Origin of the sequence: Streptomyces sp. NPDC051218, assembly GCF_044455475.1 — a bacterium.
Classification (GTDB): Bacteria; Actinomycetota; Actinomycetes; order Streptomycetales; family Streptomycetaceae; genus Streptomyces.
The window spans coordinates 292913-314594 of record NZ_JBITEU010000007.1; the positions used below are offsets into that span (position 1 = coordinate 292913).

Below are 21682 nucleotides of genomic sequence, written 5' to 3' on the forward strand. Positions count from 1 at the left end.
CGAGTTGCGTGTCAGGCGTCAAAAAACGCAGCGGCCCGCTCACCCACCATGATCGTCGGGGCCTGCGTGTTCCCGCGCGGGATGGATGGCATGACCGAGGCATCGGCCACACTGAGCCGGTCGACGCCGCGGACCGCCAGCCGCGCATCCAGGGGTGAGGTCTTGTCCCGTCCGATGCGTACCGTTCCGGTCGGATGCCACTGCGTCTGCACGTTCGCGCGGATCCAGTCGTCGATTTCGGCATCGGCCGCGCTCTCGGGCGGGAACAGTTGCTCCCCTACGATCTTTTCGAGCGCCGGAGCGCGCATCAGCGCTCGGATCCTTTCGCCACCCTGACGCAGTCGGGGGAGGTCGCGCGGATCGCTGAGGTAGCCGGGGTCGATCACCGGCCCGTCGGCGATGTCGGCCGAGGCGAGCCGAACCGACCCTCGGCTGTGCGGGGTGAGCAGGGCGATCGTGGCTGTCACGGCCGGACGGGCCAGTGGCTGCATCTGGCCGTCGAGACCGAGCAGGTAGAAGAGTGCCTGGATGCTCGGCGCCGGACCGTCCGCGGGGAGCGGGAGCATCGCGCCGACCGTGGCGAAGCTGGCGAGTGGCCCGCGCCGGGACAATGCGTAGGCGAGCACCGAGGTTTCGTCGTGCGCGTCCAGGTAGGTGCGGCCGGAGGTGATCTCCCAGACCGCGGGCACCATCGGATGGTCCTGAAGACCCTGACCGACCTCCGGGCTGTCCACGACGACCTCGACGCCGTGCTCCCGTAGGTGCTGAGCAGGCCCGATCCCGGAGAGCATCAGCAACTGAGGCGTGCGCAGGGCACCGGCGCTGAGCACCACCCGCTCCCTGGCCCGCACGACCTGGCCGCTAGCGAGCACCACGCCGACGGCGCGGCCCTCCTCGATGAGCACCCGGGCGACGCGCGCTTCGAGCGCGACGTGCAGGTTGTCACGGTCGGCCGCAGGGTTCAGATAGCCGTCCACGACGCTGTGGCGCGCGCCGTCACGGATGTTGACCGACGCGGTTCCCACACCGGTGCGCTGCTCGCCGTTGAAGTCGCGGGTCACCGGCATCCCAGCCTGTTCACCGGCCGCGATGAGGGCGAAGTGCGTTGGCTCCAGGTCACGCGGCGCGTCGATGATCATCGGCCCCCCTGAGCCGTGGAACCGGCTCGGGCCGCCCGCGTGATCCTCGATCTGCCGGTACACCGGCTGGACGTCGTCCCAGTCCCAACCCTCCGCTCCGGAACGCGCCCACGCCCGATAGTCCTCCGGGTGGCCCTGGAACCAGGCGAGCAGATTCACGGAACTACTGCCGCCGAGGCCACTGCCCGTGGCGAGTGAGATGGTGCGGCCGTCCAGTCCCCGCTGCGGTGTCGTCGTGGCCACATGCAGGTTGTCCGGGCCAAGAGCGGCGAAGGCATCGCCGGGTATCGAGCTCGCTTCCGTCGGCAGGGCCGTACCGGCTTCGAGCAGCAGTACCCGCCGGTCTGGGCGTTGGGACAGCCGGCTTGCGACGACCGAGCCGGCACTGCCCGCGCCCACGACGATGACGTCGACCTGCTCGGGCAGCTGTTCTTCCGTGATCAGCAGGTCGGAACGGATCGACATGAATATTCCTCTCGAGCAGGGGGGCGGCGTCACGTCCGCTCGGCCGTACGTCAGTGGGTGAGGCACCGTCAGGATGGCGTGCAGGACACGCCCAAGGTGAAGGAGAAGCTGGTGGGTGCAGTTGCGGATGCTGCTGAGGTTCTCGACCGCGTCGTACGGCTCGTTGAATCCCTCGATGAGCGGGAGTCGTCGGCCTCGACCCCGTGTGAGGCATGGGACGTCCGTGCCGTCGTCGACCATCTCCTCGACGTGCAGCAACGATTCCTCGCCAATCTGACCGGGGAAGCCATCCAGACGAACTCCACCCTACGAGAGAACGCCGCGATGCCGACGACCGCGTTCCAGGAGCAAGGAGCCCTCGATCGCGTCGTTCCCGACCGCCTCGGCGACATCACCGGTCTCACGCTCTTGGACGTCATGGTGATGGAGCACCTGGCGCACGGCTGGACATCGGGCAGGCGGTGGGGCGCGACCCGTCGTTCGACGACGAGGTGGCGGCTCGGACCATCGACTTCGCCCAGATGACGAGCCCAAGGTCCCCCCGGCCCTGCGGCGCTTCGAGGCTCCGCAACCCGTCCACGAGGAAGCACCGGCCATCGACCGCCTCGCAGCTCTCCTGGGCCGTCAGGTGTCAGCCTGAGGGCCTTCCCAGTACCGGGAGCCGGCGGTCGCGATATTGAGTTGCTGTGCACTCAGGCGGTCGGGAGACTCTCGCTCATGCCCGTGACCGCACGTGATCTGACGCTGGAACACTTCCGATGGGTCGGCGGGCATGCCGATGTGTGGGCGATCTTCCGGGACGCCGAAGCGCTCGCCACCGTCGTCAAAGGGCTCGTGGAACCGTTCCGGGACGATGGGGTTACAGCAGTCTGTGGGATCGAGTCGCGGGGGTTCCTCTTGGGAGGTGCCGCAGCTGTCGAGCTCGGCGTCGGATTTGTTGCTGTCCGCAAGGGTGAAGGGCTCCTTCCTGGCGACAAAGTGGAGCGTCGGACGGATCCCGATTACCGACGCATTCTCCACACGCTGCGCCTCCAGCGATCCGCTCTGGGACCGGCGGACCGGGTTCTCTTGGTCGATGACTGGATCGAGACCGGCAGCCAGGCCGCGACAGTCAGGAGCATGGCCGAGGAATGCGGGGCCACTTGGGTGGGATGCAGCGTCATCGTTGATCAACTCCGCGATCCGCTGAAGAGCCCACTGGGCACCGTGCGAGGACTGCTGGCTGCTCAAGAACTCCCGCCGGGGGAGGCCTGAGTTCAGTCGACAGACTCTGGCTCAGCCTTTCGCGGATGCAAGGGGGCGGGTGGTGGCAGGTTTGTCCTTCTCGCATACGGTGCCGTCGGCGGGCAGGGTGCCGTTGACCAGGGCGGCGTCGACTGCGGCATTGACACACGGCATGGTGCCGTAGGAGCCGTGGCCGACTCCTTCGCGTGTGAGCAGGACTGCGGAGTCCAGAGTCTGGGCCATCGCCTTGGCCCAGTGGTGCGGAGTGACGGGGTCCAGCCGTCCCCCGACCACCAGTGCCGGGGGCGCACCGGTGGCTGTGAGCGGCTTGGTGACGCGGTCGTTGTTGGGCGCGGGCCACCGGGCGCAGTTCAGGGCGGAGTAGGCGGCCCTGGTCCCGATCCGCTTGGCCTCGGCGACGGCCTTGGTGGCTGCGGCCTCATGTGCGGCGATGCCGGCGGGGGTCTGCCAGTCGGCGCAGCGCACCGCGGTGTGGGCTTCGAACATCGCGGTCGGCACAGGGAAGGGGGATACCGTGACGCTGGTCCACAGGGAGTGCAGGGGTGCGCCGTTGCCGTTCTGCGCGGCCAGCAGTGACGAAGTCAGCAACGGCCAGGTGTTCTGGTCGCCTGCGAGCGCTCGGGCGGCCTCCAGCGCCATGGCGCCGTCGAGTTCGCCGCCCGGGGTGACGCCTTTCACTGGTGCGATCTTCAGTGGCTTCGCTTCCAACGTGTCGATCAGCGTGTCGAACGCGGCCTGCGGGTCACCGTCGCCGAACGGGCACACCGCGGTTTCCTCGGTGCGGCAGGTCTCGAACCAGGCGTTGAGCGTCCGCTCGCTGGCCACGGCGACTTCGTTGAGGAAGGTGAGCGAGTTGTCGAACCACAAGTTGGTGTCGACGGGTGCGTCGAGCACCATCTGGCGGACGCGGTGGGGAAACAGGGTGGCGTACATCGGGCCGACCACGGTGCCGTAGGACAGGCCGTAGTAGGTGATCTTGTCCTCGCCGAGTGCGGCACGGACTTGGTCGATGTCGCGGGCCACGTTGTCGGTGGACAGGCTGGCCAGGAACTTTTTGCTCTGGTGTGCCACACAGCCGTCGGTGAACGTGGTGGCGTCGGCGAGTAGCTGTGGCAGCGGTTTGCCCCCGGGGAGGGCCGGGTTGAATGCGGTGCCGGCGGCGCCGGCTCGCTGCTTGTCGGTCAGGCAGCGTACGGCCTGCGACCCGCCGACTCCGCGCGGGTCCATCGCGATGATGTCGAATTTGGCGAGTACCTGGGACGAGAAGGCGCCGGGGGTGCCGGCAGTTTTGGGCAGGTTGCGGAGGGTCTCGGTGGCGGGAACCCCGGGCCCACCCGGGTTGAAGATCAGGCTGCCGATGCGATGGTCGGGATCGGTGGCCCGGTGCCGCATGACCGCGAGTTGGATCTGCGCGCCGTCGGGTTCGTCGTATTCCTGCGGCACCTTGAGGGTGGCGCACTCGAGGTTGTTCCCGCACTCGCTCCAGGTGAGCGGGTCCGGGGGCGGGGCGGAGGTCGACGTAACCTCCGTGGACGTGTTGCGCGGTCCCGCAGCGCCAGAGGAACACCCAGCCAATACCAGGAGGGCGGCGGCGACGGCCGCCCCGTACTGGGCGGCGGACCTTGGCCTCGACCGGATCATGGTGATCCTCCTTTTGCCGTACTCGTGTCATTCCATGCGACGGGGCGTTGCCGGTCGCGCAAGAAGCCGGCCGAACAGGGCCAGCTGAACAGGGCCAGCCGCGAAGGGCCGACGGGTCGCGCCCCTCGCCTTGAGGGATCAGCGACCGGCTGCGTCAAGCAGAGAGGAGTACCGCAGGCGGAGCGCGCGCTCCATGCTCGCCAGGACGGCCCCGCCCCCCAGCGCGAGGTTCAGCCAGAGCGGCAGATGGACGGGGGATTCGAACGTTCCGACCCGCTGCGCGACAGGAGGTATCTGGGAGAGCGGTGCGGCGAGCTGCAACAGGTTCAGGCCCACGCCGATGACGAGCAGGAGTACCGAGCCGATGCCGATCGCCCGGCTCAGTCCCGGATGGCGGGCACCGAAGCGGGCTCGCCGCCCCTCTGCCGATGCCGGGTCGGGCGTGAGCTGACGTGGCTGTCCCGCCGCGGGGCGGTAATGGCAGCGCTTGATCCCGTAGCTGCTCATCGCCACCTCGATCACGCCCCCTTCGACCGGGAAGACCGCGGGCAGTTTCGACTCGGCCGCGTGCCTGCCGTCCAGGAACAGATGCGCCCGGATCTTGCTGTTGTCCAACCGAGCCCAGTGGCGTACGTCGATGGCATGCAGGCGGGCGTGGCCGTCGGCGCCGGGAAGCCGGAGCCAGAACAGCGAGCGCAGGGGTAGCTGCCACCAGCGGAACTGTTGCAGCTCCCTTCCGTCCCCGGGCCTGAGGCGCTTTGACGCCGCCCAGTGCTTCCAGGTCATGGCACCGCACCCTTCACTCATCACCTGCACCGTCGCTAGTACAGCGTGTTAGTGAAACGCTAGCACACTGTACTAGCACGCCGTACTAGCACAGTGTGCTAGTACGGCGTGCTAGTACAGTGAGCGGCAGGAGAAAGTGAAGGTGAGCGGAGCATGGAAACACGCGAGAAGATCCTCCGGGCCGCGGCAGAGATGATCGCCGAGGACATGGCGGCGAAGCTGAGCGTGAGAGCGGTCGCTGCACGCGCGGGAGTGAGCACCGGTTCGCTGAGGTTCCACTTCCCCACTCAGCGCGCCCTGCAGGACAGCCTGCTCTCACGGATCTACGAGTACGTGTTGCCTGGCGACCCCATCCGGGACCGGGAGCTGCCGCCCCGCGAACGGCTGTTGAACTGCCTTCGGCAAGTGCTCGCACCCCTCGGCGTCAACGAAGACGCACGGGCGGCGTGGGGCAATATGTATCGCACCTTCATCGAACCCGAGCCGACCGAACAACTTCGTTCCACCTACCTCGGTCATGAGTGGCAGGCGGAGCGCCGGATCGAACACTGGCTGACGGTGCTCGCCGAGGAAGGGGCACTGCCCCCGGGTGACCACACCCGGAACGTCAGATTCCTTCTCACCGTCCTCAATGGACTCTCGGTCGAACGCGCCCTGCCCGCCCGCGAATCCGTTCTCGTCGCCGAGACGGAGACCCTCAACGCCGCCGTCGACCATGTCCTCGGGACCGACCCCGGGCCCTCGGCCCCGCCGAGCCTGCCGTAGACCGCACCGGCCGTCCCCCCCCCGTACCGGTTCCGCCCGACGGCCAGCGGCGTGAGAACGCGGTGAGACGGCAACACCTCTTGCGCAAGCCGGAGTGGTCGGCGGTGACCTGCTTGAGGAGCGCGCAGCCGGCCAGTCCGCAGCGCGTCGGGCTGCTGTCAGAGGGGGAGCTGGGCGTGGATGGTTTTGCCGCCGGGGCTGGGGGTGATGGTCAGCTGGTTGGTGAGGTCGCGGATCATGTGCCAGCCGAAGCCGCCGCCGGCCCCGTTGAGGTCGGGCGTGCGCTCGCGCGGGTACGCCGGGTTCGAGTCGCTGACCGCGGCGGTCACTGTGCCGGTGCCGCCGGACAGTTCCAGGGTGTACTGGCCGCCGCCGTGACGCAGGGCGTTGGTGACGAGTTCGGAGACCACCAGGACGAGCGAGTCGGCCCTGTCCGGGTCGGGTGCCGGGCTCAGGCGGTCAGTGAAGGCGCGGACCGCCTGGCGGGCCTGGCGGATGGCGGCTGCGCTGTCGCCCCGCACCATGCTTGGTCCGGGGGGTGTCGAGGTGATGGTGATCGTGGTGCTGTTCATGCGCGTACACCCCGCCTGTGATCGGTTGCGCCGCTTGTGCCGTGACACCCCACCTGCCCGTTTCGGCGGCACTCACACGCCCGGGGCGATTTTCGTTGCAACTTTTAGGCGCTGTGAACGCCAGGGCTTCACTGTCAGCCTGCGCAGAAAATCTGTCATGGCGGAGGTAGACATGTGGGTGTTGCTGGGCTACTGTCTTGTCCGTAGCCAAGAGGTCGAACAGGCCCGGCAGAAATGAACTGCCGGGGGAGTAGTACACGTAAGTGCAGGTCGGTGCGGTGGTGGAGTTCCGGAGCCAGGTTTTCGCAGGACGGTGACGGGACTGACGGCCGGACCGGGTGGCCCGCAGTTCTCAGGGGCCGCCACAGCAGTTCGCAGTACGCACGCATAGTTGATTCAGAGGGAAGAACGGAGGGGTTGAGGCGCCATCAGGATCGCCCGGGCAAGACTTTGAGCCTGGGTACCGCAGGACATCGATAGGCAGGTGGTCTCCGGTCACGCAATTCGCGATCCCCGCAACCCGCCCGCATCTCAGGCGGTCACGCGGACACAGAAGGCCGGCGCAGGACTAGGGCCGGCAGATGGTGTAGCAGTTCCTTCGGGGCCCTGGTGTCAACAGCACCAGGGCCCCTCCGACATGTTCCACAACGAGGTGAGATGACAGCAGACGATTCCTTCGGCCGTCTCGATGACGACGACTACCCCGCCTACACCATGGGACGGGCCGCCGAGATACTCGGCACCACACCCTCCTTCCTCCGGGCCATCGGACAAGCCCGCCTGATCACTCCTTTGCGCTCGGAGGGCGGCCACCGCCGCTACTCCCGCTACCAGTTGAGGATCGCTGCCCGCGCCCGCGAACTCGTCGACCAGGGCACCCCCATCGAGGCTGCCTGCCGCATCGTCATCCTCGAAGACCAGCTCGAAGAAGCGCAGCGCCTCAACGAAGAACACCGCGCTGGTGCTGAACCGCGCCCCATGTCGGACGCCTGACCGCCTGACACGCCTGCCGGGAAGCCGTGATCTCCCGCCCTGGATGGCACCCGCTGGGCGTGGCTGTCTCAAGTGCGGTTGGGTAGTTGGGCCAGTCGGCTGCGCAGACGCGCAGAAGCTCCACGAAGAGTACCGAGTTGTTGCACCTCAGCCGCCGTGAGTTCCGTTCGTCCTGCCAGTGCGAGCACAGCGGCATAGGGCCGTTCGCCCTCGGCGAGCTTCGCCGCTACGGCGTCAAGGACGGCTCGCAGCACGGAGTGGTCCGCGTTCGGATGCTCCGCCAACAGGCGAAGCAGCCTGTTGTCGTTCCAGGCACTGTCGTGGGCGTTGCTCAGCTCCAGCAAAGTGCTGGGCGGCGTAGAAGGGTTGGTGGCCAACGCCTGCCAGACGAAGGGGTACTGACATTGAGCGAGGCGCTGCAGAACGGCGCTGTCGTTCTCGGTACGCGCCCGTTCAAGATAGTCGCCAGGCGTGTGCATCGGCGCGGCCTCCAAGGATCACCGGAACAAGCATCCTGTCATCTGGACTAGGAGCTGTCCGGACGATCATTGATGGTGTGCGTCTGGCTGCTGTTTGAGGCCCCTGGGGCGACGGGCCGAAGTCGATTGCCGGGCACCTGACGCTGCGCGATCATCGTCAGATGAGTGCGGACGAGGTTCGGAAGCTGACGCGGGTTGTGCAGACGTGCTCCGCATACCCTTCGCAGTGGGATGCCTGGACGGTGGACGGCCAGTACCTGTACTTCCGATACCGGCATGGTGAGGGCTGCGTCGAATGGCACCCCGGCCCTGACTTTGATGATAGTCCGCAGTCCTGGAACGAGGGTCGTTCGGGGCTCCTGATCGAGTGGGACGACGGCACCGACAGCGGTGTCATCAGCCTTGAGAACTTCCTTGCGGCAGCCGGCTTGGTGTTGGCGCCGGGCGCCTCGGTGGGTTGAGGTCTGGCACGCGGTCAGCTGCGGAGCCAGATGACAAGGGCGGCCGCGGTGACGGTGCCGAGGAAGACGTAGCCGCGCTTGTCGTAGCGGGTCGCGACGGCGCGGGAGTTCTTCAGTTTGTTGATGGCTCTCTCGACGGTGTTGCGCTTCTTGTACCGCTCCTCGTCGAAGCCTGGTGGCCGTCCGCCTCGTAATCCCTTGCGCAGGCGGGCGGCCTGGCTGTCAGCCTTCTCCGGGATCGTGTGTCGGATGGCACGCCGTCGCAGGTACTTGCGGCAGGGACCGTTGCTGTAGGCCTTGTCGGCCGCGACGCTGTCGGGTCTCTTGCGTGGCCTGCCCGGTCCGAGCCGGGGAACCCGGATTTTCTCCAGCACCGGTATGAACTGGGTGCAGTCGGCTCGCTGCCCTGGCGTGACGATCAGAGACAGCGGGCGGCAGCGGCCGTCCGCGCTCAGATGGATTTTGCTGGTGAAGCCGCCGCGCGAACGACCCAGGCTCGGAGACTGGATCCGTACGCGCCGCCTGGCCGCATGCAGGCGAGAGCTGGCCGACCCGAACGGGCGGCTGCGGACCATCGCGGCGATAGGACGGAGTTGGGGCTTCGTGGAGGCGAGCCACTTCAGCAAGGTGTTCAAGCAGGCGTACGGAATCTCGCCTCGGGCCTGGCGCGACCAGAACCACCCCAACCACCCCAACCACCCCCGTTCCTCCGGGTGATGGTCTCCGCCACGCGGACTGATGGGCCCGCGATGCACTGGCCAGGTACGGCCTCAGAGGGCGAGCGGTTAGCTCCGCGTCGCCAGCTTGGCCAGCGCCTCCCGTACCGCAAAGGAGATCTCCGCGTCGTGGCTGAGGGCCTGGCGGAGAGGCTCGACGGCCCTGGGGTCCCCCAGGTTTCCCAGGGCCTGAGCGGCAAAGTAGCGGACCCGTTCATGGTCGTCGGTGAGGGAGTCGAGCAGATTGTCCAGCGCACTCCGGTCGCCGAGATGCCCCACCGCGGCGGCCGCATGCTCGCGGACCAGCGGGAACTCGTCCCGCAGTGCTGAGCACAGCGGACCGACCATCAATTTCCGGCCTGCGTCGGAAAGTTTGCCGTGGCCGTAGACCGTCAGGCCGTAACCGACGGTACTGCGGTAGGCGATGTTGGCCAGTTCACGTGCCGCGTACGACCTCAGCATCTTCCGCTGATCCGCCAGTACCTCGAGCAGGCCGCGCAGCATCAGTTCCGGCCCACCCACGGTGATAAGTGCCGGGTTCACGCAGTCAACGGCCGGAATCACTTGAGGTCCGTCGTCGATGCCGTTGTATCTCTCCGTCCAATACGCCTCATCGCGCAACAAGCGCAGCAGGCGCTCCCCGACCTCGGCGCCACCGATCGTGGCCAGCGATCCGATCATGGACGAGACTGCAGGTGCCTTCGGCCTGACGATTTCTCTCCCCAGGGCATCGAACAACGGGTCCACTGCGCGCGGATCGCGCAATCGCTCCAGCGTGCGTGCCGCTTCGCGACGGACGGAAACGTCCCCGTCCCGCAGAGCGGCGCACACCTCGTCTACCGGGTTCGCGCGACGGAATTGCGCTTCCGCTTCCGCTTCGAGCTCGACACCACGCTGCCAACAGGCCTCACAGCACAGTCGATTGACGTGGCGCCGCGCCGCATCCGAGCCGTCGGAGACGTAGACCCATCCCTGTCTTTCCGGTTCGGCAGACGGCATCATCTCCGCGCGGCACAGCTCACACCGGTCTCCGTCACCGGAACGCCCCTTCTTCCACCATCGCATGCGTCCCCCTGCACCCACTGCCCTCGACCCAAACGACACTACTGGCCCACCCAGCGACCTGTCCCGGGCTGCACCAAGTCCACGCGGGGACCGCTGCCTTGGGAGCTCGGCTGCGGCGCGGGGAAAGCCTGCTGCCGGAGGCTGACCAGCGGGAATGAGGCACCGTCCTGGGCGACCTGCCCTAGGTAGGCACAGACCGCCTGCTCCTCCCACGCCTCCACTTGGAGCTCTACCCGACCCGCCTCGGCCGAGTTGCGCGCCGCGGGGCCCCGCCCGCACCCTCGGCATCGACACCACCATCGCCGTCACATAGCAGCGAGCCGCCGCCGGAGGATGGGCCGCAGTGGCAGCAGAGGGCGGCCGCCCGCTTTACCGCAACATCCGATCCGCAAACCAGGGATACCAACATGAGATTCGACAACCACCGCGTGGTCATCACCGCCGCCGGCCGCGATTTCGGACGCACTTTGGCCATCCGTCTCGCGGACCTCGGCGCCGAGGTCTTCCTCTCCGCGCGCACTCTCGAAGCCGCAGAGCGTGTCCGCGACGAGATGCGCGACCGAGGACACCAACAAGTACACGCCTTCGCCTGCGACTTGACGCACGCCGCCTCAATCCGCGACTTCGCCGCCGGCGTCGCTCGGCACACCGACCACATCGACGTGCTGATCAACAACGGCTCCCGCTACCTCGAAGGCCCAGATCTGCTAACCGCGTCGGACACCGACGTCGTCGACACCATCGCGTCCGGCGCCACCGGCACCGTACTGACCGTGAAGAACTTCCTCCCCTTCCTGCTCAACTCGGACAAGCCTGACGTGGTGACCATGGTCTCTGCCTGCGGAGCGGCCGGCCATCACCGCTCGGACGCACACGACGCCTTCTACGCGGCCAAGAGCGCTCAGGCCGGGTTCGCCGAAATCCTCTCCAAGCGCCTGCGACCCCAGGGGGTACGGGTGATCTCCCTCTATCCGCCCGACTTCGACAACCCTTACCCGCTCTCCGATGAGTGGGAGACGACACCGCGTGAGGCCAAGGACGCCCTCACCGCCCAGTCACTCGTGGAGTGCATCCTCTTCGCAGTCGCCCAGCCCCGCGACTGCTTCATCAAGTCGTTTCACTTCGAACAGGTCTGATCGAGCAGGTCTGACGCTGACCCGAGCGAAACAGGCGGACGCGCCGACGGTTCCTCCCGGGGCCCGCAGTCCAAAGGAGGGGGCCGGCTCAGAAGGGTGCCGGGCCTTCGCCTGTGACCTCGGCGCTCCCGCTCTCCGCGTCCATGTCGATCCGGGCGGTGACCTCGCTGCCGTCGGGCATGCGGATCGTGACGCTGCTGCTCTGCACTGCGGGCCAGAACGATGCCTGAAGCCCGTCGGCGTGAACCGTGCCCGACCAGGTCCTGGACGCTCCGTTGTCGACGGCTTGCAGGGCGGCCATCACCTCGGTCGCCTCTCCGTTGATGACGAGTGTGACGGGGCCTTCGTAGATGTCGGTCATGCGTCCAGCCTGCCCGAAGAATCAGCGACGATTCTGTCTCCGTGGTGGGTCTTCAGCGGGGACGTTGCCCCGTTGTTCGATTTCGATTGACCCGCTGGTCGATGTCGAGGGTGAGCTGGAGAGCTTGCAGCACGCTGTCAGGGGAAATCTGGTTCTCGGCCTGGCCGCGGAGTACGGCCATGACGTGCTCGATCATGTCGGTGTACTGGTCGGCCGACGGGAGGTCCAGCTCATGCGGCCCGTCGGCGGTGTAGGCGGTGTAGGCGGTGTAGGCGGTGACGGTGCCGGACGGCTTGCCGTCGAAGCCCATCGTGGAGGTGGCATCCAGGATGCCGTGCTCGAACGTGGCTGTGTAGCCGCCACGAGCTCCCCACGCCTTGGGCATCAGTGAGGAGATGGAGCTGCGGGCTGTCGCACCGTCAAAACCAAAGATGGCCTCGATGGCGGCGGAGTCCTTGTCGCGCGCCACAGAGGTCACGGTGACGTCCTGGGGTACTCCGAGGGCGCGCGTGATGATGTCCATGTCGCTGTGCATGGCCTCCAGCGGCAGCGCCTTCAGCCCGAGGGAGGCACCCGGCCACAGGGGAGCGGTCATGTTCCACAGGGTGAGCTGCTTCAGCCGCCCGTAGGTGCCCTCGCTCGCCGCGTCGAACAAGGCCTGGTTGGCCGGGATGAACCGTTCGAACATGTCCACGAACACGTGCTTGTCGCTGCGTGCCGCCGCGGCGGTGACGCGCTTGGCGTCCTCGATGTCGTCGGCCAGGGGCAGCTCGACCAACGCGTGCTTGCCCGCTTCCAGGGCGCGCAGCACGTACGAGGCGTGCAGGGGAACGGGCAGGCAGATGTCCACCAGGTCGAACGAGGGGTCTGTGAACGCGGCGTCCATGTCGGTGGAGGAGGCGAGCCCGAACTGGCCGGCTGCATGTGCGGTCTTCTGTGGGTCGCGGCCGAACATCACCACCTCCATGTCGGTGCGGGCGGCGTAGACGGCGACGTGCGCCTGACCGAAGTTGGTTCCCAGCAGGGCGATCTTCATGATTCTTCCTTTTCGGATGGCGGGGGCCCTGCGCGGCCGCGGCCGCGATCACGGCCGGGTCCACGGCCACGGCGACTGCCACGGCCCCGGCTAGGTGAAGGTGTTCGTGAATCCATCGCACTAGACGCGTTCCAGGCCGCTGGTTCTCGTCCGCGCCTCTGACGCTAAAGCCCTTTTAGGACATCTCACGTCCGTAAGTGGCGTCATCCTGGAGACATGACGACCGACCTTCCCGCCCGGATGCTCCGCTTGCTGTCCCTGTTGCAGACGCGCCGCGAGTGGTCAGGTGCCGAACTGGCGGGGAGGCTCGGCGTCACCGCCCGCACGGTGCGCCGCGACATCGACCGCCTGCGCGAACTCGACTATCCCGTCGAGGGCACCACCGGCCATGCCGGCGGCTACCGCCTGGCCGCAGGTGCCGCGATGCCGCCGCTGATCCTCGACGACGAGGAGGCCACCGCCACCGCCGTCGCCCTGCGCACCGCCGCGGGCCAGCTCACCGGCATGGAGGAGACCACCCTGCGCGCCCTTGCCAAACTCGAACAGGTTCTGCCTACGCGCCTGCGCTCGCAGGTCGCCGCCCTGCAGCAGGCAACGGCCACCATCGAATGGGAGCGCCGCGGCCCTCGCACAGACCCGGCATCCCTGGCCGCGCTGGCCGCCGCCTGCCGTGACCGAGAGACCGTGACCTTCGCCTACACCACCCGTAGCGGCCACGAAGCCGACCGACGCGTCGACCCGCACCACCTCGTTTCCTCCAGCGGCCTGTGGTACCTCCTCGCCCATGACCACGCCCGCGACGACTGGCGCATCTACCGTCTCGACCGCATCGCCGCCCTGACGCCGACCCGCCGCCACTACACACCCCGCCCCGTGCCCGGCGAGGATCCCGCCGCCTACGTGGCAGGGAAGATCGCCTCCGCACCGGTGCGCTACCGGGCGATCGCGACCCTCCAGGAACCCGCCGATACCGTACGTCGCCGTACCTGGGCCCTGGCCGACCGCATCCAACCTGCCGGTCCCAACTCCTGCACGGTCGACTGCTCCGGCGACCGCCTCCCCGGGATCGCCCAGATCCTCGCCGGCCTCGGTGCTGAGTACGACCTGGATGCCGACGACGCCGTCCGCGACCACCTGCGCATCGAGGCCCACCGCATCCTCGATGCCGCTGGATGAGTCTCGGAACGATGCCTGGACCGCTCTTTTAGGACGTGAGATGTCCTCAAAGGGCCGTAATGTCTCTCTTGTGGCCGAGCGGGCCGCCTGCCTCCAGACAGCGCCCCATACCCCCTCAAGCGCCGCCAAGCCTCTAAGCAGCCCCCAAGCCCCCCAGTGGCCCCAAGCCCCCCCCTTACCCCAGGAGCAACACAGTGAAGATCGCAATTCTCGGAACCGGTGCAGGCGCCCGTCAGCACGCAGCCCGCCTGTCCGCACTCGGCCACCAGGTCATCGTCGGCACCCGCGATCCGGAGGCCACCCTCGCGCGGACCGAACCCGACATGATGGGAACCGAACCCTTCGCAGCCTTCCGCGCCGCGCACCCCGACCTGACCCTGACCCTGACCACGTTCGCCGAAGCCGCCGACGCGGGCGAACTGGTGATCAACGGCATCGACGGCGCGAACGCCGTCGCCGCGTTGACCGCGCTCCCCGCCGGAGCCCTTACGGGCAAGATCCTCATCGACTACGCGGTCCCCTACGTCTACCAACAGCCCGGCGACCCCGAACACTCCTGGCCCACGCCCTGGGGTGAGATGCCGCGCCTGGACCCCGTCGACACCGACAGTCTCGCCGAACAGATCCAGCGCGCCCTGCCCGATACCTTCGTCGTCAAGACATTCGTCACCCAGGAACAGGAGACCGTCGTCAATCCGGGAGAGTTCGCCGGGGGCGACCACACCATGTTCCTGGCCGGTGACCACGAAGAGGCCAAGACCGCGGCCCGCGAGCTCCTGAACGCCTATGGATGGAACGACATCATCGACCTCGGCCCCCTCGCTGCGGCCCGCGGCCTAGAGATGTACGCCCACTTTCACACCGCCGTAGGCCTCGCTCTCGGTGGCCGCTTCGGCGTGAAGATCATCCGCTGAGACGTCATCCGCTGAGACGGCATTCGCTGAGACGAAGCTTGCGTCGCTCCTCATTCCGACGCCGAATCGCGAGCCGCGCCGGTCGCCGCGCCGGTCGCCGCGCCGGTCGGCCCGGCGGTGACGGAATCCGATGTCACGCGTGATCCGGGGTGGCGCAGCGCGCACAAGAATCCGATGCCGAGCACGATGGCCATTCCGTAGAAGACATACTGGTTGGCCTGGGCGAAGTCCATTTGGATGTCACCCATCGCTTCGCGCATCCGCGTCGCCGCCGGTCCATCACCGGTCGGAGCGCGTCCGTCCGCGTTCCCGGAGACCGCCTCGGCCACCGAGCGCCCGGTATCCCGGGCTTCGTCCGGCGACAGGCCCCGGCTCTCCATGGTGTCCGCCACGCGGTTGGTGGTCATGTGCGTCAGCATCGTGCCGAAGACGGCAAGGCCCACGCTCGCCGCGAAGTTGCGCACCGTCTGGGTGATACCGGTGACTTCACCGTACGAGGCACCGATGGCCCTGTTGACCGCGTCTGTGGAGGCGGGGGCCAGCAAGAACCCGATGCCCGCGCCCGCCAGAGCCACGTAGGGCCACTGGTTGTGCATCGACAGATCGGTCAGTTTGCCGGCCCAGAGCGCGAAGCCGACCGCCCCGAGGGCCGTGCCGATCTTCAGGGCCGGTCGGGCGCCCCTCTTGTCGAGAATTCGGCCACCCCACTGGGAGGCGATGGCGAAGCCCACGAAGAAGTACAGCAAATACAGTGCCGCCTGGTTCGGCGAGGCGCTGAGCGAGACCTGGGCGTACACGGAGGCGAAGAAGAACAGCGGGACGAAAGCGAGCATCGCGAAGAACAGGACGAGGTTGTCCACCGTGAACGCCTTGTCCCTGAACACCTGCATCCTGATCAGGGGTTGAGCCACCGTCATCTCGTAGCGGACGAACACCGCGAGCACCGCGAGGCCGCCGATGATGCAGACCCAGGTCAGCACACTGCTCCAGCCCCAGGCCTGGGCCTGCTGCAGACCCAGCACACTCAGTCCCATGCCCACGGCGACCAGTACGGCTCCCCGTACGTCGAGCTTCTCGGGCCGCCGCACGTTGGGGACATGAGCCATGAAGGTGAGGATGAGCGCGATCACGGCGACCGGGACGTTGACCCAGAAGATCGCGCGCCACGTCCACCCGGTGAGCCACCCGCCCAGCAGGGGGCCGACGGCCGTGAGAGCGCCCGACAGGCCGAAGAACAGTGCGAGCGCCCGCCCGCGTTTCTCGACCGGGAAGACGTTGACCACGACGGCGAGCGCCGCGGGGAACATCAGAGCAGCCCCCAGCCCTTGGGTGGCCCGGAAGATGATCAGCCAGGTCTGCGCGAAATCACCTTCGGGGACACACCCGCAGAGCACTGATGAGATGACGAAGACGAGGGTGCCGATCAGCATGATCCGGCGGTTGCCGATGAGGTCGGCGAGCCGGCCGCCGAGGGCGAAGAAGGCCGCAAGGGCGAGCAAATACGCGTTGATGACCCACTGCATCCCGGAGGATGTCAGGCCGAGCTCCTCGATGATGTCCGGCGCGGCGATGGACACGATGGTTTGGTCGATGAACGTCATCGACACCGCGAACAGCATGGCCGCGAGCGCGAGAGTCTGGTTAGGCGCGCTCGCCGATGAGGGGCCGGCGGAGACCGTCCGGGACCTTTTGGTACCCATGTGATCAAGTCTGTACCCGACTGGCGGCACACGCACGTCACGCAGGCACGCCCGCCGCTGCGGCGGTGTGAGGGCGCCAGGGAGATCACCGGCCCTTGAGCGGTCCGGGCGACCCTGCAGAACTGAATCTGCTCATGAGCGCCGGGCAGGCTCGCGGTGAACGCGATGCCCACGACGGGAGCCCGCGCATAGCCGTCGGGATGGCGGTACGCCGACGCCTGGGACCGACGTCAGGACACACGCGTGGCAGCCATAACTGCCTTCCTGCCTCAGGGAGTTCAGCAACTCTGTCACGTAACGTACGTCAGCCCAGCTCCCCAACTCATCGCGACCACGCGGCATCCCTGCCGGCCCAGGTCGGATGATTCGGCTCATCGCCGAGGCGCGCGCTCAGTGAGCTCGCCGGCGGTGCACCCCACTTCTGGATGAGGGAAAGCGCTGGCTCAGCAGGCAGGGGCCTGCGATCATCGGGTGTTCTCAGAGCGCGGGCGTGGTTCCGCCGGGCATGAAGGAGCTGTCTGTGCGGGGCACTGTTCCACTGATGTTCGTTGTTGCGTCGGTGCTGGCCGTGACGGCGTGCAGCGCATCGGCAGCTCCCCAAGCGCCCCTCGGTGATACGGCGCTGAGGGACGCGCTGCCTACAGCCGATGCCCTTCCCAGGTTCAAAGCGACGGCGCAGAAGGCGCCCTTGCTGGAGAAACAGGACATCGTGACTGCGGATAAGGCTGCCTGCCGACCGATAGCCGACATGATGAACGTGCGCCCCAAGCACCCCCGCAAGGCGCTGGTTTGGGCCACGCTCGATGGTGCCGACACGGCTGAGGGGGGAAGTCTGGCCCTCTCCAGCTTCGCCGGTGACGGCGCCGATGCCTGGATGAGTGAGCTCAAGGTGGCACGCACCGATTGCACGGAGTTCACCGCCACATCGAAGCGCGGCTGGTCCTTCCGGTTCACGGTGGAGCCGTCCCTTCCGTCGCGGCGGGCGACGACTCGGTCGCGTACATCTTGACCAACACCCAGGCCCCGGGCGGCAAAGGCAACTCCATCACGGTGGTGCGGACCGGGGGAGTGCTCGCCACCTACCTCCTTGAGGGGCAGCCCCGCGCCGTGCCGGTCTCCGTGGCCCGGAAACAGCACGAGACACTGCGGCACGCATCTGACTGACCGGTCAGCAAGGGGCGGGCGCAGGCCGGTCGTTCCGGCGTGCTGCGGGTGTTCCATCCGCAGCGGAGTGCGTGCGTCGGAGCGGTGGATGACCTGCGAGCGCTGGTCGGCAGCGTCGGAGCGATGGATGACCTGCGAGCGCTGGTCGGCAGCGCCGGCTTGCCTGCGGTCCTGGGGTGGGCGGCCAAGCGGTCCGAAGCAGGTGCCGCGGTTCAGAACACCAGATGCGCTCCGGCCGCCACGGAGCAGCTCGACTGGCTGAAGACGTCGGCGAATGGTGGCCACCGCAGCTGCCGGGCGGTGCTCACGTCGCGTTGCCGCGCAGCAGCGCCGTAGCCGCGTCCGTGGCGCGGGTGGCGACATCCTCGGGTGAGTGGCGGGAGAAGGTCAGGAAGTCCGCCGCGTCCAGGGTGATGTAGCCGTGGGCCAGGCAGAAGAGCTGTTCGAGCAGGAGCAGGGCCCGGGAAGGGTCGCGGTGGCCCGCCTGCCGTGCGAGGTCGAGCAGCAGCGTCATCAGGCCACGGCCGGCCCGGGCCAGGTCGGCGTCGCGCAGTGGCCTCAGCTCCCGGGCGAAGATCACGTCGAGGCCGGCGCCACGGTCGGACACGTGGCGGACGTATGCCCCCGCGGTGGCAGCGAGCCGGTCGACCGGGTCGGGCCCGGCCGCCGACGCGGCGGTCTCCATGGTGCGGGTGAGCTCGTCGGCGGCCTGTGCCGCGACAACGGCGAGCAGCGCCTCCCGGTTGCGGAAGTGGCGGTAGGGGGCGGCCGTGCTCACCTTGAGCCTCCGGGCGAGTTCGGCGACGGAGAAGCCGGCCATGCCCTTTTCGGAGAGCAGCGCGAAACTCTCGACGATCAGCGCCGCGCGGAGCTGTCCCCGGGCGGGACGCTCATTGCCCGCCCCAGCTACGGCCTCGGTCACTCGACCCACCTGCCTTGACCAGAAGTAAGAGGGCTCTTACTGTAAAAGTGATAGCCCTCTTACTTCTACTCCTGGAGGTCGTACGTGACAGGGATCGACGGCAAAGTGGTGGCCATCACGGGCGCGAGCAGCGGGATCGGTGAGGCGAGCGCACTGCTGCTGGCCTCGCGCGGTGCGAAGCTCGTCCTCGGAGCGCGTCGGAGCGACCGACTGGAAGCGCTCGCCGCCCGCATCGAGGCCAAGGGCGGCACAGCCGCGTGGATGACGACGGACGTGCGTCGCCGCGGCGACCTCGCGGGCCTGGTGGCGTGCGCCCGCGAGCGCTACGGCGCGCTCGATGTCCTCGTCAACAACGCCGGGGTCGGCCCCATCTCCCCGTTCGACGAGCTGCGCGTCGAGGACTGGGACCAGATGATCGACGTCAACTTCCGCGGCGTGCTCTACGGGATCGCCGCAGCACTCCCCGTCTTCCGCGAGCAACGTAAGGGGCAGTTCGTCAACGTCGTCTCGACCGCCGGGCTGCGCATAGTGCCGAACCAGGCTGTCTACGCGGCGACGAAGAACGCGGTGCGCACCCTCTCGGAGGGGCTGCGCCAGGAAGCCGGGCCCGACCTGAGGGTCACCGTGGTCTCGCCTGGCTACGTCGGGACGGAGTTCGCCGACTCGATTACCAGCCCTACGGTCAGGTCGCAGGCCCCGACAGTCGACTTCTCCCTCGCCCCCGACGACATCGCCCGCGCCATCGCCTTCGCGATCGAGCAACCCTCAAGCGTCGACGTCGGCGACATCGTCGTCCGCCCCACGGCCCAGGGCTGACGCCTTACACAGCCCTGGGCCGACCCGCCGCTCCGCTAGGCGACCATGAGCCGCCTCAACGAGACGGTCACGCGGGGCGCACCCCTCAGGCGGTCGCGGAGTGCGTCACCCGCCAACTCGCTTGGAAGTCCCCAAGGATGCGGGCTATCAGTGATGCCCATGAGTCACGCGGAGCGTTCGGGTAGGTCCCGAATACCCGGGTGGCCTTGGCGATGTTGCTCGCGCCCAGCAGTCGCAGCCTGCCGACGGCGAGATTCCGGGGTATCGCCAACGCGGTGGCTGACGCGAGGACCACCCCCGAGCCGGCGGGCCATGGCCGTGCAAGGCCTGGACGTGTAGCGCGATCGGCGCATGCCTGGCGGTGCGGCGGGAGTTCATGGCGTGTCCTCTGTGATCGACAACTTGGAAACGGTGATGGATTTCCCGGGAAAGGCAACTGACGCTGGACGGTGGGCTGGGAAACGGATCGGCGAGGGAGCGGGGGAAGCTTGTCGACGGCGGTGAGAAGCTGCTGGGCGACCTGAACCCCTTCTGGCCGCAGCATGGAGAGGCGAGCATATGTATACGAATGAATCCTCTTTCGAGCTACGGCTCAGGCACTCCACAGGGCATGTGGGCCCTCGGGGCCGTATCTCGTTCTGGGTGGGGGAGTTGGGCGGTCTAGGAGTCGTCGAGCTGGTTCTCCCCGCCCTGGAGGTGGTCCCCGTGCAGGAGCGTGGAACCCATATGGGCGCGATGGTCACGGGTGAGAGCATCCCGTCGTCCTCCTTCAAGGGCTGGCCGTACGCTGGGCGACCTCGGCTTGCCGAAGGAGAGCTGAACGTCGCGGGGCAGAACGCGACTTTCTCTCACAACTACTGGAAGACGAGCAGGCAAGGGCGCGCACTCCGAATCCGGGTTCTCGGACGGAAGTACGCCTACCTGGAGGAAGGGAGCGAGCTGCACCACGCGCTGGTGCGCGATGAAGCCAAGGTCATGACTCGGCGCTCCAGTTGGCGAGAGCCGAAGACCATCTCGGGAACGACCAGTGGTGCGGCTGATTCGGTGGATATCAGCCTTGCCATCCTCTTTGAGGGAATCTATGCGCGAAACTTGTCGCTTCGCGGGGCGTTGCTCTCGGCGCCGGGCCGAATCATGGACCGCATGACTTAGCTCCAGTGCTGATTACCGACTGACCTGTCACAGTCCCGCGCCTCTTCGCGCGGTGTCTCCGCCACCGTGTGACACTTCGACTGCCACGTCTTCAGCTCTCCGCGCGTCTCGTCGGTGATGCGCACGCTGTGGTCGTGAGCCCCGGCCGCGTGGGCCTGCTGTACTTCACACGCACAGGCTCGCTGCACCACCGGATCATCAGGGGGCTACCGTTGCGGCATAGCGGTACGGGTGAGAAGTCAGGGGACGACGTGGTGTTCGGGAAGGGCGGCGCGCGGGACGAGGCTCCAGTAGCCGCCGTCCCATGGGCCGGGGTGCGGGAGTTCACGGTCGGTACTGTTGAACGCCCTGCGGCGTCGAAGGGCGGGCGTCCGGTGCGCGGCCCGCGAGCCATCCGCGTTCCGGCCGGAGGTGGCAAGCCGCGTGTATTCGCTCCATGCGCCTATTTCGCTCCGGTGGCTTCGCCCGTTCCGGCGTCCGCGATGGAGCCTTGCCTGTTCGAGGATCCCGAAGCGCAGCGCTTGCTGTGCTATCTGGTCCCCGACGACGAGTGCGGTGACGGTGGCGAACGCTGCTTCCGCGTATATGACGGCCAGCATGACGAAATCGGCACCATCAGGCGGATTCCGCCATCGAGCAAGCCGTTCAAACATACGTGGCGTATCGACCAGCCCGGATATTCGGAAATCATCGGGCGCAACCAGTGGGTCAGCGGTGACGCCAAGCAGATCGCTGAGCGGGGGGCGGGCAAGGCCTTCACCGAGGTGCTGAGTGCTGTGTCCAGCATGGGTCACGAAGGCAGCGACCAAGGCAGCCCCATGCGTAAGAGCCGCAAGCTGGAGTGGCGATCCGGTGGCGAGTTGGTCATGATTTCGGAGAGCATCAAACTGCTTGCCGTCAAGGCGGATTGGCTGGATCGCCGACTCGCCTTCGCGTTCGCTGTTCTCGGGGACAGGTGAATCTCGGGGATTCTGGGGG

General features: G+C 67.6%; 23 protein-coding genes and 2 pseudogenes. 14 read left to right on the forward strand and 11 right to left on the reverse strand.

Annotated elements, in window-relative coordinates; genetic code table 11:
* Nucleotides 1-11: 11 nt before the first annotated feature.
* Nucleotides 12-1604 carry a GMC family oxidoreductase gene (locus ACIBCK_RS22600; RefSeq protein WP_399392823.1) on the reverse strand — a complete coding sequence of 531 codons (1593 nt, stop codon included), beginning with the start codon at nucleotides 1602-1604 and terminating at the stop codon, nucleotides 12-14.
* Nucleotides 1605-1682: 78 nt separating this feature from the next.
* On the opposite strand from ACIBCK_RS22600, the gene ACIBCK_RS22605 reads away from it, so the two are divergent.
* Both ACIBCK_RS22605 and ACIBCK_RS22610 read left to right on the forward strand, forming a co-directional pair.
* Complete coding sequence (locus tag ACIBCK_RS22605; protein ID WP_399392825.1) at nucleotides 1683-2129, forward strand: maleylpyruvate isomerase N-terminal domain-containing protein; 447 nt, start codon at nucleotides 1683-1685, stop codon at nucleotides 2127-2129.
* Between the two features lie 192 nt (nucleotides 2130-2321).
* On the forward strand, nucleotides 2322-2858 hold the full coding sequence (locus ACIBCK_RS22610) for a phosphoribosyltransferase family protein (protein WP_399392827.1): 537 nt from the start codon (nucleotides 2322-2324) through the stop codon (nucleotides 2856-2858).
* Nucleotides 2859-2879: 21 nt separating this feature from the next.
* On the opposite strand, the gene ACIBCK_RS22615 is transcribed toward ACIBCK_RS22610, so the two are convergent.
* Together ACIBCK_RS22615 and ACIBCK_RS22620 are read right to left on the reverse strand one after the other, a co-directional pair.
* A complete protein-coding gene (locus ACIBCK_RS22615; protein ID WP_399392829.1) occupies nucleotides 2880-4490 on the reverse strand; it encodes an alpha/beta hydrolase in 1611 nt (536 codons plus the stop codon).
* 138 nt (nucleotides 4491-4628) lie between these two features.
* Entirely contained in the window at nucleotides 4629-5276 is a 648-nt protein-coding gene (locus ACIBCK_RS22620) for a hypothetical protein (RefSeq protein WP_399392831.1), read from the reverse strand.
* A 153-nt stretch (nucleotides 5277-5429) separates the two neighbouring features.
* Between ACIBCK_RS22620 and ACIBCK_RS22625 the strand changes: the two genes are divergently transcribed.
* Nucleotides 5430-6041, forward strand: coding sequence for a TetR/AcrR family transcriptional regulator (locus ACIBCK_RS22625; RefSeq protein WP_399392833.1), 612 nt, complete (start codon nucleotides 5430-5432; stop codon nucleotides 6039-6041).
* A gap of 158 nt (nucleotides 6042-6199) precedes the next feature.
* Here ACIBCK_RS22625 and ACIBCK_RS22630 read toward each other — a convergent pair whose 3' ends face one another.
* Nucleotides 6200-6613, reverse strand: coding sequence for an ATP-binding protein (locus tag ACIBCK_RS22630; RefSeq protein ID WP_399392834.1), 414 nt, complete (start codon nucleotides 6611-6613; stop codon nucleotides 6200-6202).
* A gap of 657 nt (nucleotides 6614-7270) precedes the next feature.
* Here ACIBCK_RS22630 and ACIBCK_RS22635 point away from each other — a divergent pair.
* A complete protein-coding gene (locus tag ACIBCK_RS22635) occupies nucleotides 7271-7606 on the forward strand; it encodes a MerR family transcriptional regulator (protein ID WP_399392836.1) in 336 nt (111 codons plus the stop codon).
* A 68-nt stretch (nucleotides 7607-7674) separates the two neighbouring features.
* Here the strand turns inward: ACIBCK_RS22635 and ACIBCK_RS22640 are convergent, their stop codons facing one another.
* Nucleotides 7675-8085 carry a hypothetical protein gene (locus tag ACIBCK_RS22640; RefSeq protein ID WP_399392838.1) on the reverse strand — a complete coding sequence of 137 codons (411 nt, stop codon included), beginning with the start codon at nucleotides 8083-8085 and terminating at the stop codon, nucleotides 7675-7677.
* A gap of 161 nt (nucleotides 8086-8246) precedes the next feature.
* Here ACIBCK_RS22640 and ACIBCK_RS22645 point away from each other — a divergent pair, with 161 nt between their 5' ends.
* Nucleotides 8247-8546, forward strand: coding sequence for a hypothetical protein (locus ACIBCK_RS22645; protein ID WP_399392840.1), 300 nt, complete (start codon nucleotides 8247-8249; stop codon nucleotides 8544-8546).
* 14 nt (nucleotides 8547-8560) lie between these two features.
* Here the strand turns inward: ACIBCK_RS22645 and ACIBCK_RS22650 are convergent.
* A pseudogene (locus ACIBCK_RS22650) lies at nucleotides 8561-9040 on the reverse strand (IS5 family transposase); the annotation flags it as partial.
* A 1-nt stretch (nucleotide 9041) separates the two neighbouring features.
* On the opposite strand from ACIBCK_RS22650, the pseudogene ACIBCK_RS22655 reads away from it, so the two are divergent.
* Nucleotides 9042-9263: pseudogene (locus ACIBCK_RS22655) on the forward strand (helix-turn-helix domain-containing protein); the annotation flags it as partial.
* Between the two features lie 68 nt (nucleotides 9264-9331).
* Here the strand turns inward: ACIBCK_RS22655 and ACIBCK_RS22660 are convergent.
* The gene (locus ACIBCK_RS22660; protein ID WP_399392842.1) at nucleotides 9332-10327 is read right to left on the reverse strand and encodes a HEAT repeat domain-containing protein; all 996 of its coding nucleotides are present in this window, start codon (nucleotides 10325-10327) and stop codon (nucleotides 9332-9334) included.
* 407 nt (nucleotides 10328-10734) lie between these two features.
* On the opposite strand from ACIBCK_RS22660, the gene ACIBCK_RS22665 reads away from it, so the two are divergent.
* Complete coding sequence (locus ACIBCK_RS22665) at nucleotides 10735-11463, forward strand: SDR family oxidoreductase (RefSeq protein WP_399392843.1); 729 nt, start codon at nucleotides 10735-10737, stop codon at nucleotides 11461-11463.
* An 88-nt stretch (nucleotides 11464-11551) separates the two neighbouring features.
* Here the strand turns inward: ACIBCK_RS22665 and ACIBCK_RS22670 are convergent, their stop codons facing one another.
* Complete coding sequence (locus tag ACIBCK_RS22670) at nucleotides 11552-11824, reverse strand: DUF4873 domain-containing protein (RefSeq protein ID WP_399392845.1); 273 nt, start codon at nucleotides 11822-11824, stop codon at nucleotides 11552-11554.
* Between the two features lie 52 nt (nucleotides 11825-11876).
* On the reverse strand, nucleotides 11877-12860 hold the full coding sequence (locus ACIBCK_RS22675; RefSeq protein ID WP_399392847.1) for a Gfo/Idh/MocA family protein: 984 nt from the start codon (nucleotides 12858-12860) through the stop codon (nucleotides 11877-11879).
* A 216-nt stretch (nucleotides 12861-13076) separates the two neighbouring features.
* Between ACIBCK_RS22675 and ACIBCK_RS22680 the strand changes: the two genes are divergently transcribed.
* Nucleotides 13077-14036, forward strand: coding sequence for a helix-turn-helix transcriptional regulator (locus ACIBCK_RS22680; protein ID WP_399392849.1), 960 nt, complete (start codon nucleotides 13077-13079; stop codon nucleotides 14034-14036).
* A gap of 194 nt (nucleotides 14037-14230) precedes the next feature.
* Nucleotides 14231-14950, forward strand: a complete 720-nt coding sequence (locus ACIBCK_RS22685; RefSeq protein ID WP_399392851.1) for an NADPH-dependent F420 reductase — start codon at nucleotides 14231-14233, stop codon at nucleotides 14948-14950.
* 50 nt (nucleotides 14951-15000) lie between these two features.
* Here ACIBCK_RS22685 and ACIBCK_RS22690 read toward each other — a convergent pair whose 3' ends face one another.
* On the reverse strand, nucleotides 15001-16650 hold the full coding sequence (locus ACIBCK_RS22690) for an MFS transporter (protein ID WP_399392852.1): 1650 nt from the start codon (nucleotides 16648-16650) through the stop codon (nucleotides 15001-15003).
* Nucleotides 16651-17155: 505 nt separating this feature from the next.
* Between ACIBCK_RS22690 and ACIBCK_RS22695 the strand changes: the two genes are divergently transcribed.
* Both ACIBCK_RS22695 and ACIBCK_RS22700 read left to right on the forward strand, forming a co-directional pair.
* Nucleotides 17156-17659, forward strand: coding sequence for a hypothetical protein (locus ACIBCK_RS22695; protein ID WP_399392854.1), 504 nt, complete (start codon nucleotides 17156-17158; stop codon nucleotides 17657-17659).
* Nucleotides 17656-17814 (forward strand): hypothetical protein, encoded by a 159-nt coding sequence (locus ACIBCK_RS22700; RefSeq protein ID WP_399392856.1) that lies wholly within the window; start codon nucleotides 17656-17658, stop codon nucleotides 17812-17814. The genes ACIBCK_RS22695 and ACIBCK_RS22700 overlap by 4 nt, the downstream gene beginning before the upstream one ends.
* A gap of 304 nt (nucleotides 17815-18118) precedes the next feature.
* On the opposite strand, the gene ACIBCK_RS22705 is transcribed toward ACIBCK_RS22700, so the two are convergent.
* Nucleotides 18119-18736, reverse strand: coding sequence for a TetR/AcrR family transcriptional regulator (locus ACIBCK_RS22705; protein ID WP_399392858.1), 618 nt, complete (start codon nucleotides 18734-18736; stop codon nucleotides 18119-18121).
* 84 nt (nucleotides 18737-18820) lie between these two features.
* Here ACIBCK_RS22705 and ACIBCK_RS22710 point away from each other — a divergent pair, with 84 nt between their 5' ends.
* From ACIBCK_RS22710 to ACIBCK_RS22720, 3 genes are all read left to right on the forward strand, one after another.
* Nucleotides 18821-19552 carry an SDR family oxidoreductase gene (locus tag ACIBCK_RS22710; RefSeq protein WP_399392860.1) on the forward strand — a complete coding sequence of 244 codons (732 nt, stop codon included), beginning with the start codon at nucleotides 18821-18823 and terminating at the stop codon, nucleotides 19550-19552.
* 705 nt (nucleotides 19553-20257) lie between these two features.
* Nucleotides 20258-20704, forward strand: coding sequence for a hypothetical protein (locus ACIBCK_RS22715; RefSeq protein WP_399392862.1), 447 nt, complete (start codon nucleotides 20258-20260; stop codon nucleotides 20702-20704).
* A gap of 134 nt (nucleotides 20705-20838) precedes the next feature.
* Entirely contained in the window at nucleotides 20839-21663 is an 825-nt protein-coding gene (locus tag ACIBCK_RS22720) for a hypothetical protein (RefSeq protein ID WP_399392864.1), read from the forward strand.
* The last annotated feature ends 19 nt before the right edge of the window (nucleotides 21664-21682 follow it).

Coding starts and splice junctions, on each gene's coding strand:
- ACIBCK_RS22600 (WP_399392823.1), bottom strand. CDS start 1,604: ATGTCGATCCGTTCCGACCTGCTGATCACGGAAGAACAGCTGCCCGAG.
- ACIBCK_RS22610 (WP_399392827.1), top strand. CDS start 2,322: ATGCCCGTGACCGCACGTGATCTGACGCTGGAACACTTCCGATGGGTC.
- ACIBCK_RS22615 (WP_399392829.1), bottom strand. CDS start 4,490: ATGATCCGGTCGAGGCCAAGGTCCGCCGCCCAGTACGGGGCGGCCGTC.
- ACIBCK_RS22620 (WP_399392831.1), bottom strand. CDS start 5,276: ATGACCTGGAAGCACTGGGCGGCGTCAAAGCGCCTCAGGCCCGGGGAC.
- ACIBCK_RS22625 (WP_399392833.1), top strand. CDS start 5,430: ATGGAAACACGCGAGAAGATCCTCCGGGCCGCGGCAGAGATGATCGCC.
- ACIBCK_RS22630 (WP_399392834.1), bottom strand. CDS start 6,613: ATGAACAGCACCACGATCACCATCACCTCGACACCCCCCGGACCAAGC.
- ACIBCK_RS22635 (WP_399392836.1), top strand. CDS start 7,271: ATGACAGCAGACGATTCCTTCGGCCGTCTCGATGACGACGACTACCCC.
- ACIBCK_RS22640 (WP_399392838.1), bottom strand. CDS start 8,085: ATGCACACGCCTGGCGACTATCTTGAACGGGCGCGTACCGAGAACGAC.
- ACIBCK_RS22645 (WP_399392840.1), top strand. CDS start 8,247: ATGAGTGCGGACGAGGTTCGGAAGCTGACGCGGGTTGTGCAGACGTGC.
- ACIBCK_RS22660 (WP_399392842.1), bottom strand. CDS start 10,327: ATGCGATGGTGGAAGAAGGGGCGTTCCGGTGACGGAGACCGGTGTGAG.
- ACIBCK_RS22665 (WP_399392843.1), top strand. CDS start 10,735: ATGAGATTCGACAACCACCGCGTGGTCATCACCGCCGCCGGCCGCGAT.
- ACIBCK_RS22670 (WP_399392845.1), bottom strand. CDS start 11,824: ATGACCGACATCTACGAAGGCCCCGTCACACTCGTCATCAACGGAGAG.
- ACIBCK_RS22675 (WP_399392847.1), bottom strand. CDS start 12,860: ATGAAGATCGCCCTGCTGGGAACCAACTTCGGTCAGGCGCACGTCGCC.
- ACIBCK_RS22680 (WP_399392849.1), top strand. CDS start 13,077: ATGACGACCGACCTTCCCGCCCGGATGCTCCGCTTGCTGTCCCTGTTG.
- ACIBCK_RS22690 (WP_399392852.1), bottom strand. CDS start 16,650: ATGGGTACCAAAAGGTCCCGGACGGTCTCCGCCGGCCCCTCATCGGCG.
- ACIBCK_RS22695 (WP_399392854.1), top strand. CDS start 17,156: ATGAAGGAGCTGTCTGTGCGGGGCACTGTTCCACTGATGTTCGTTGTT.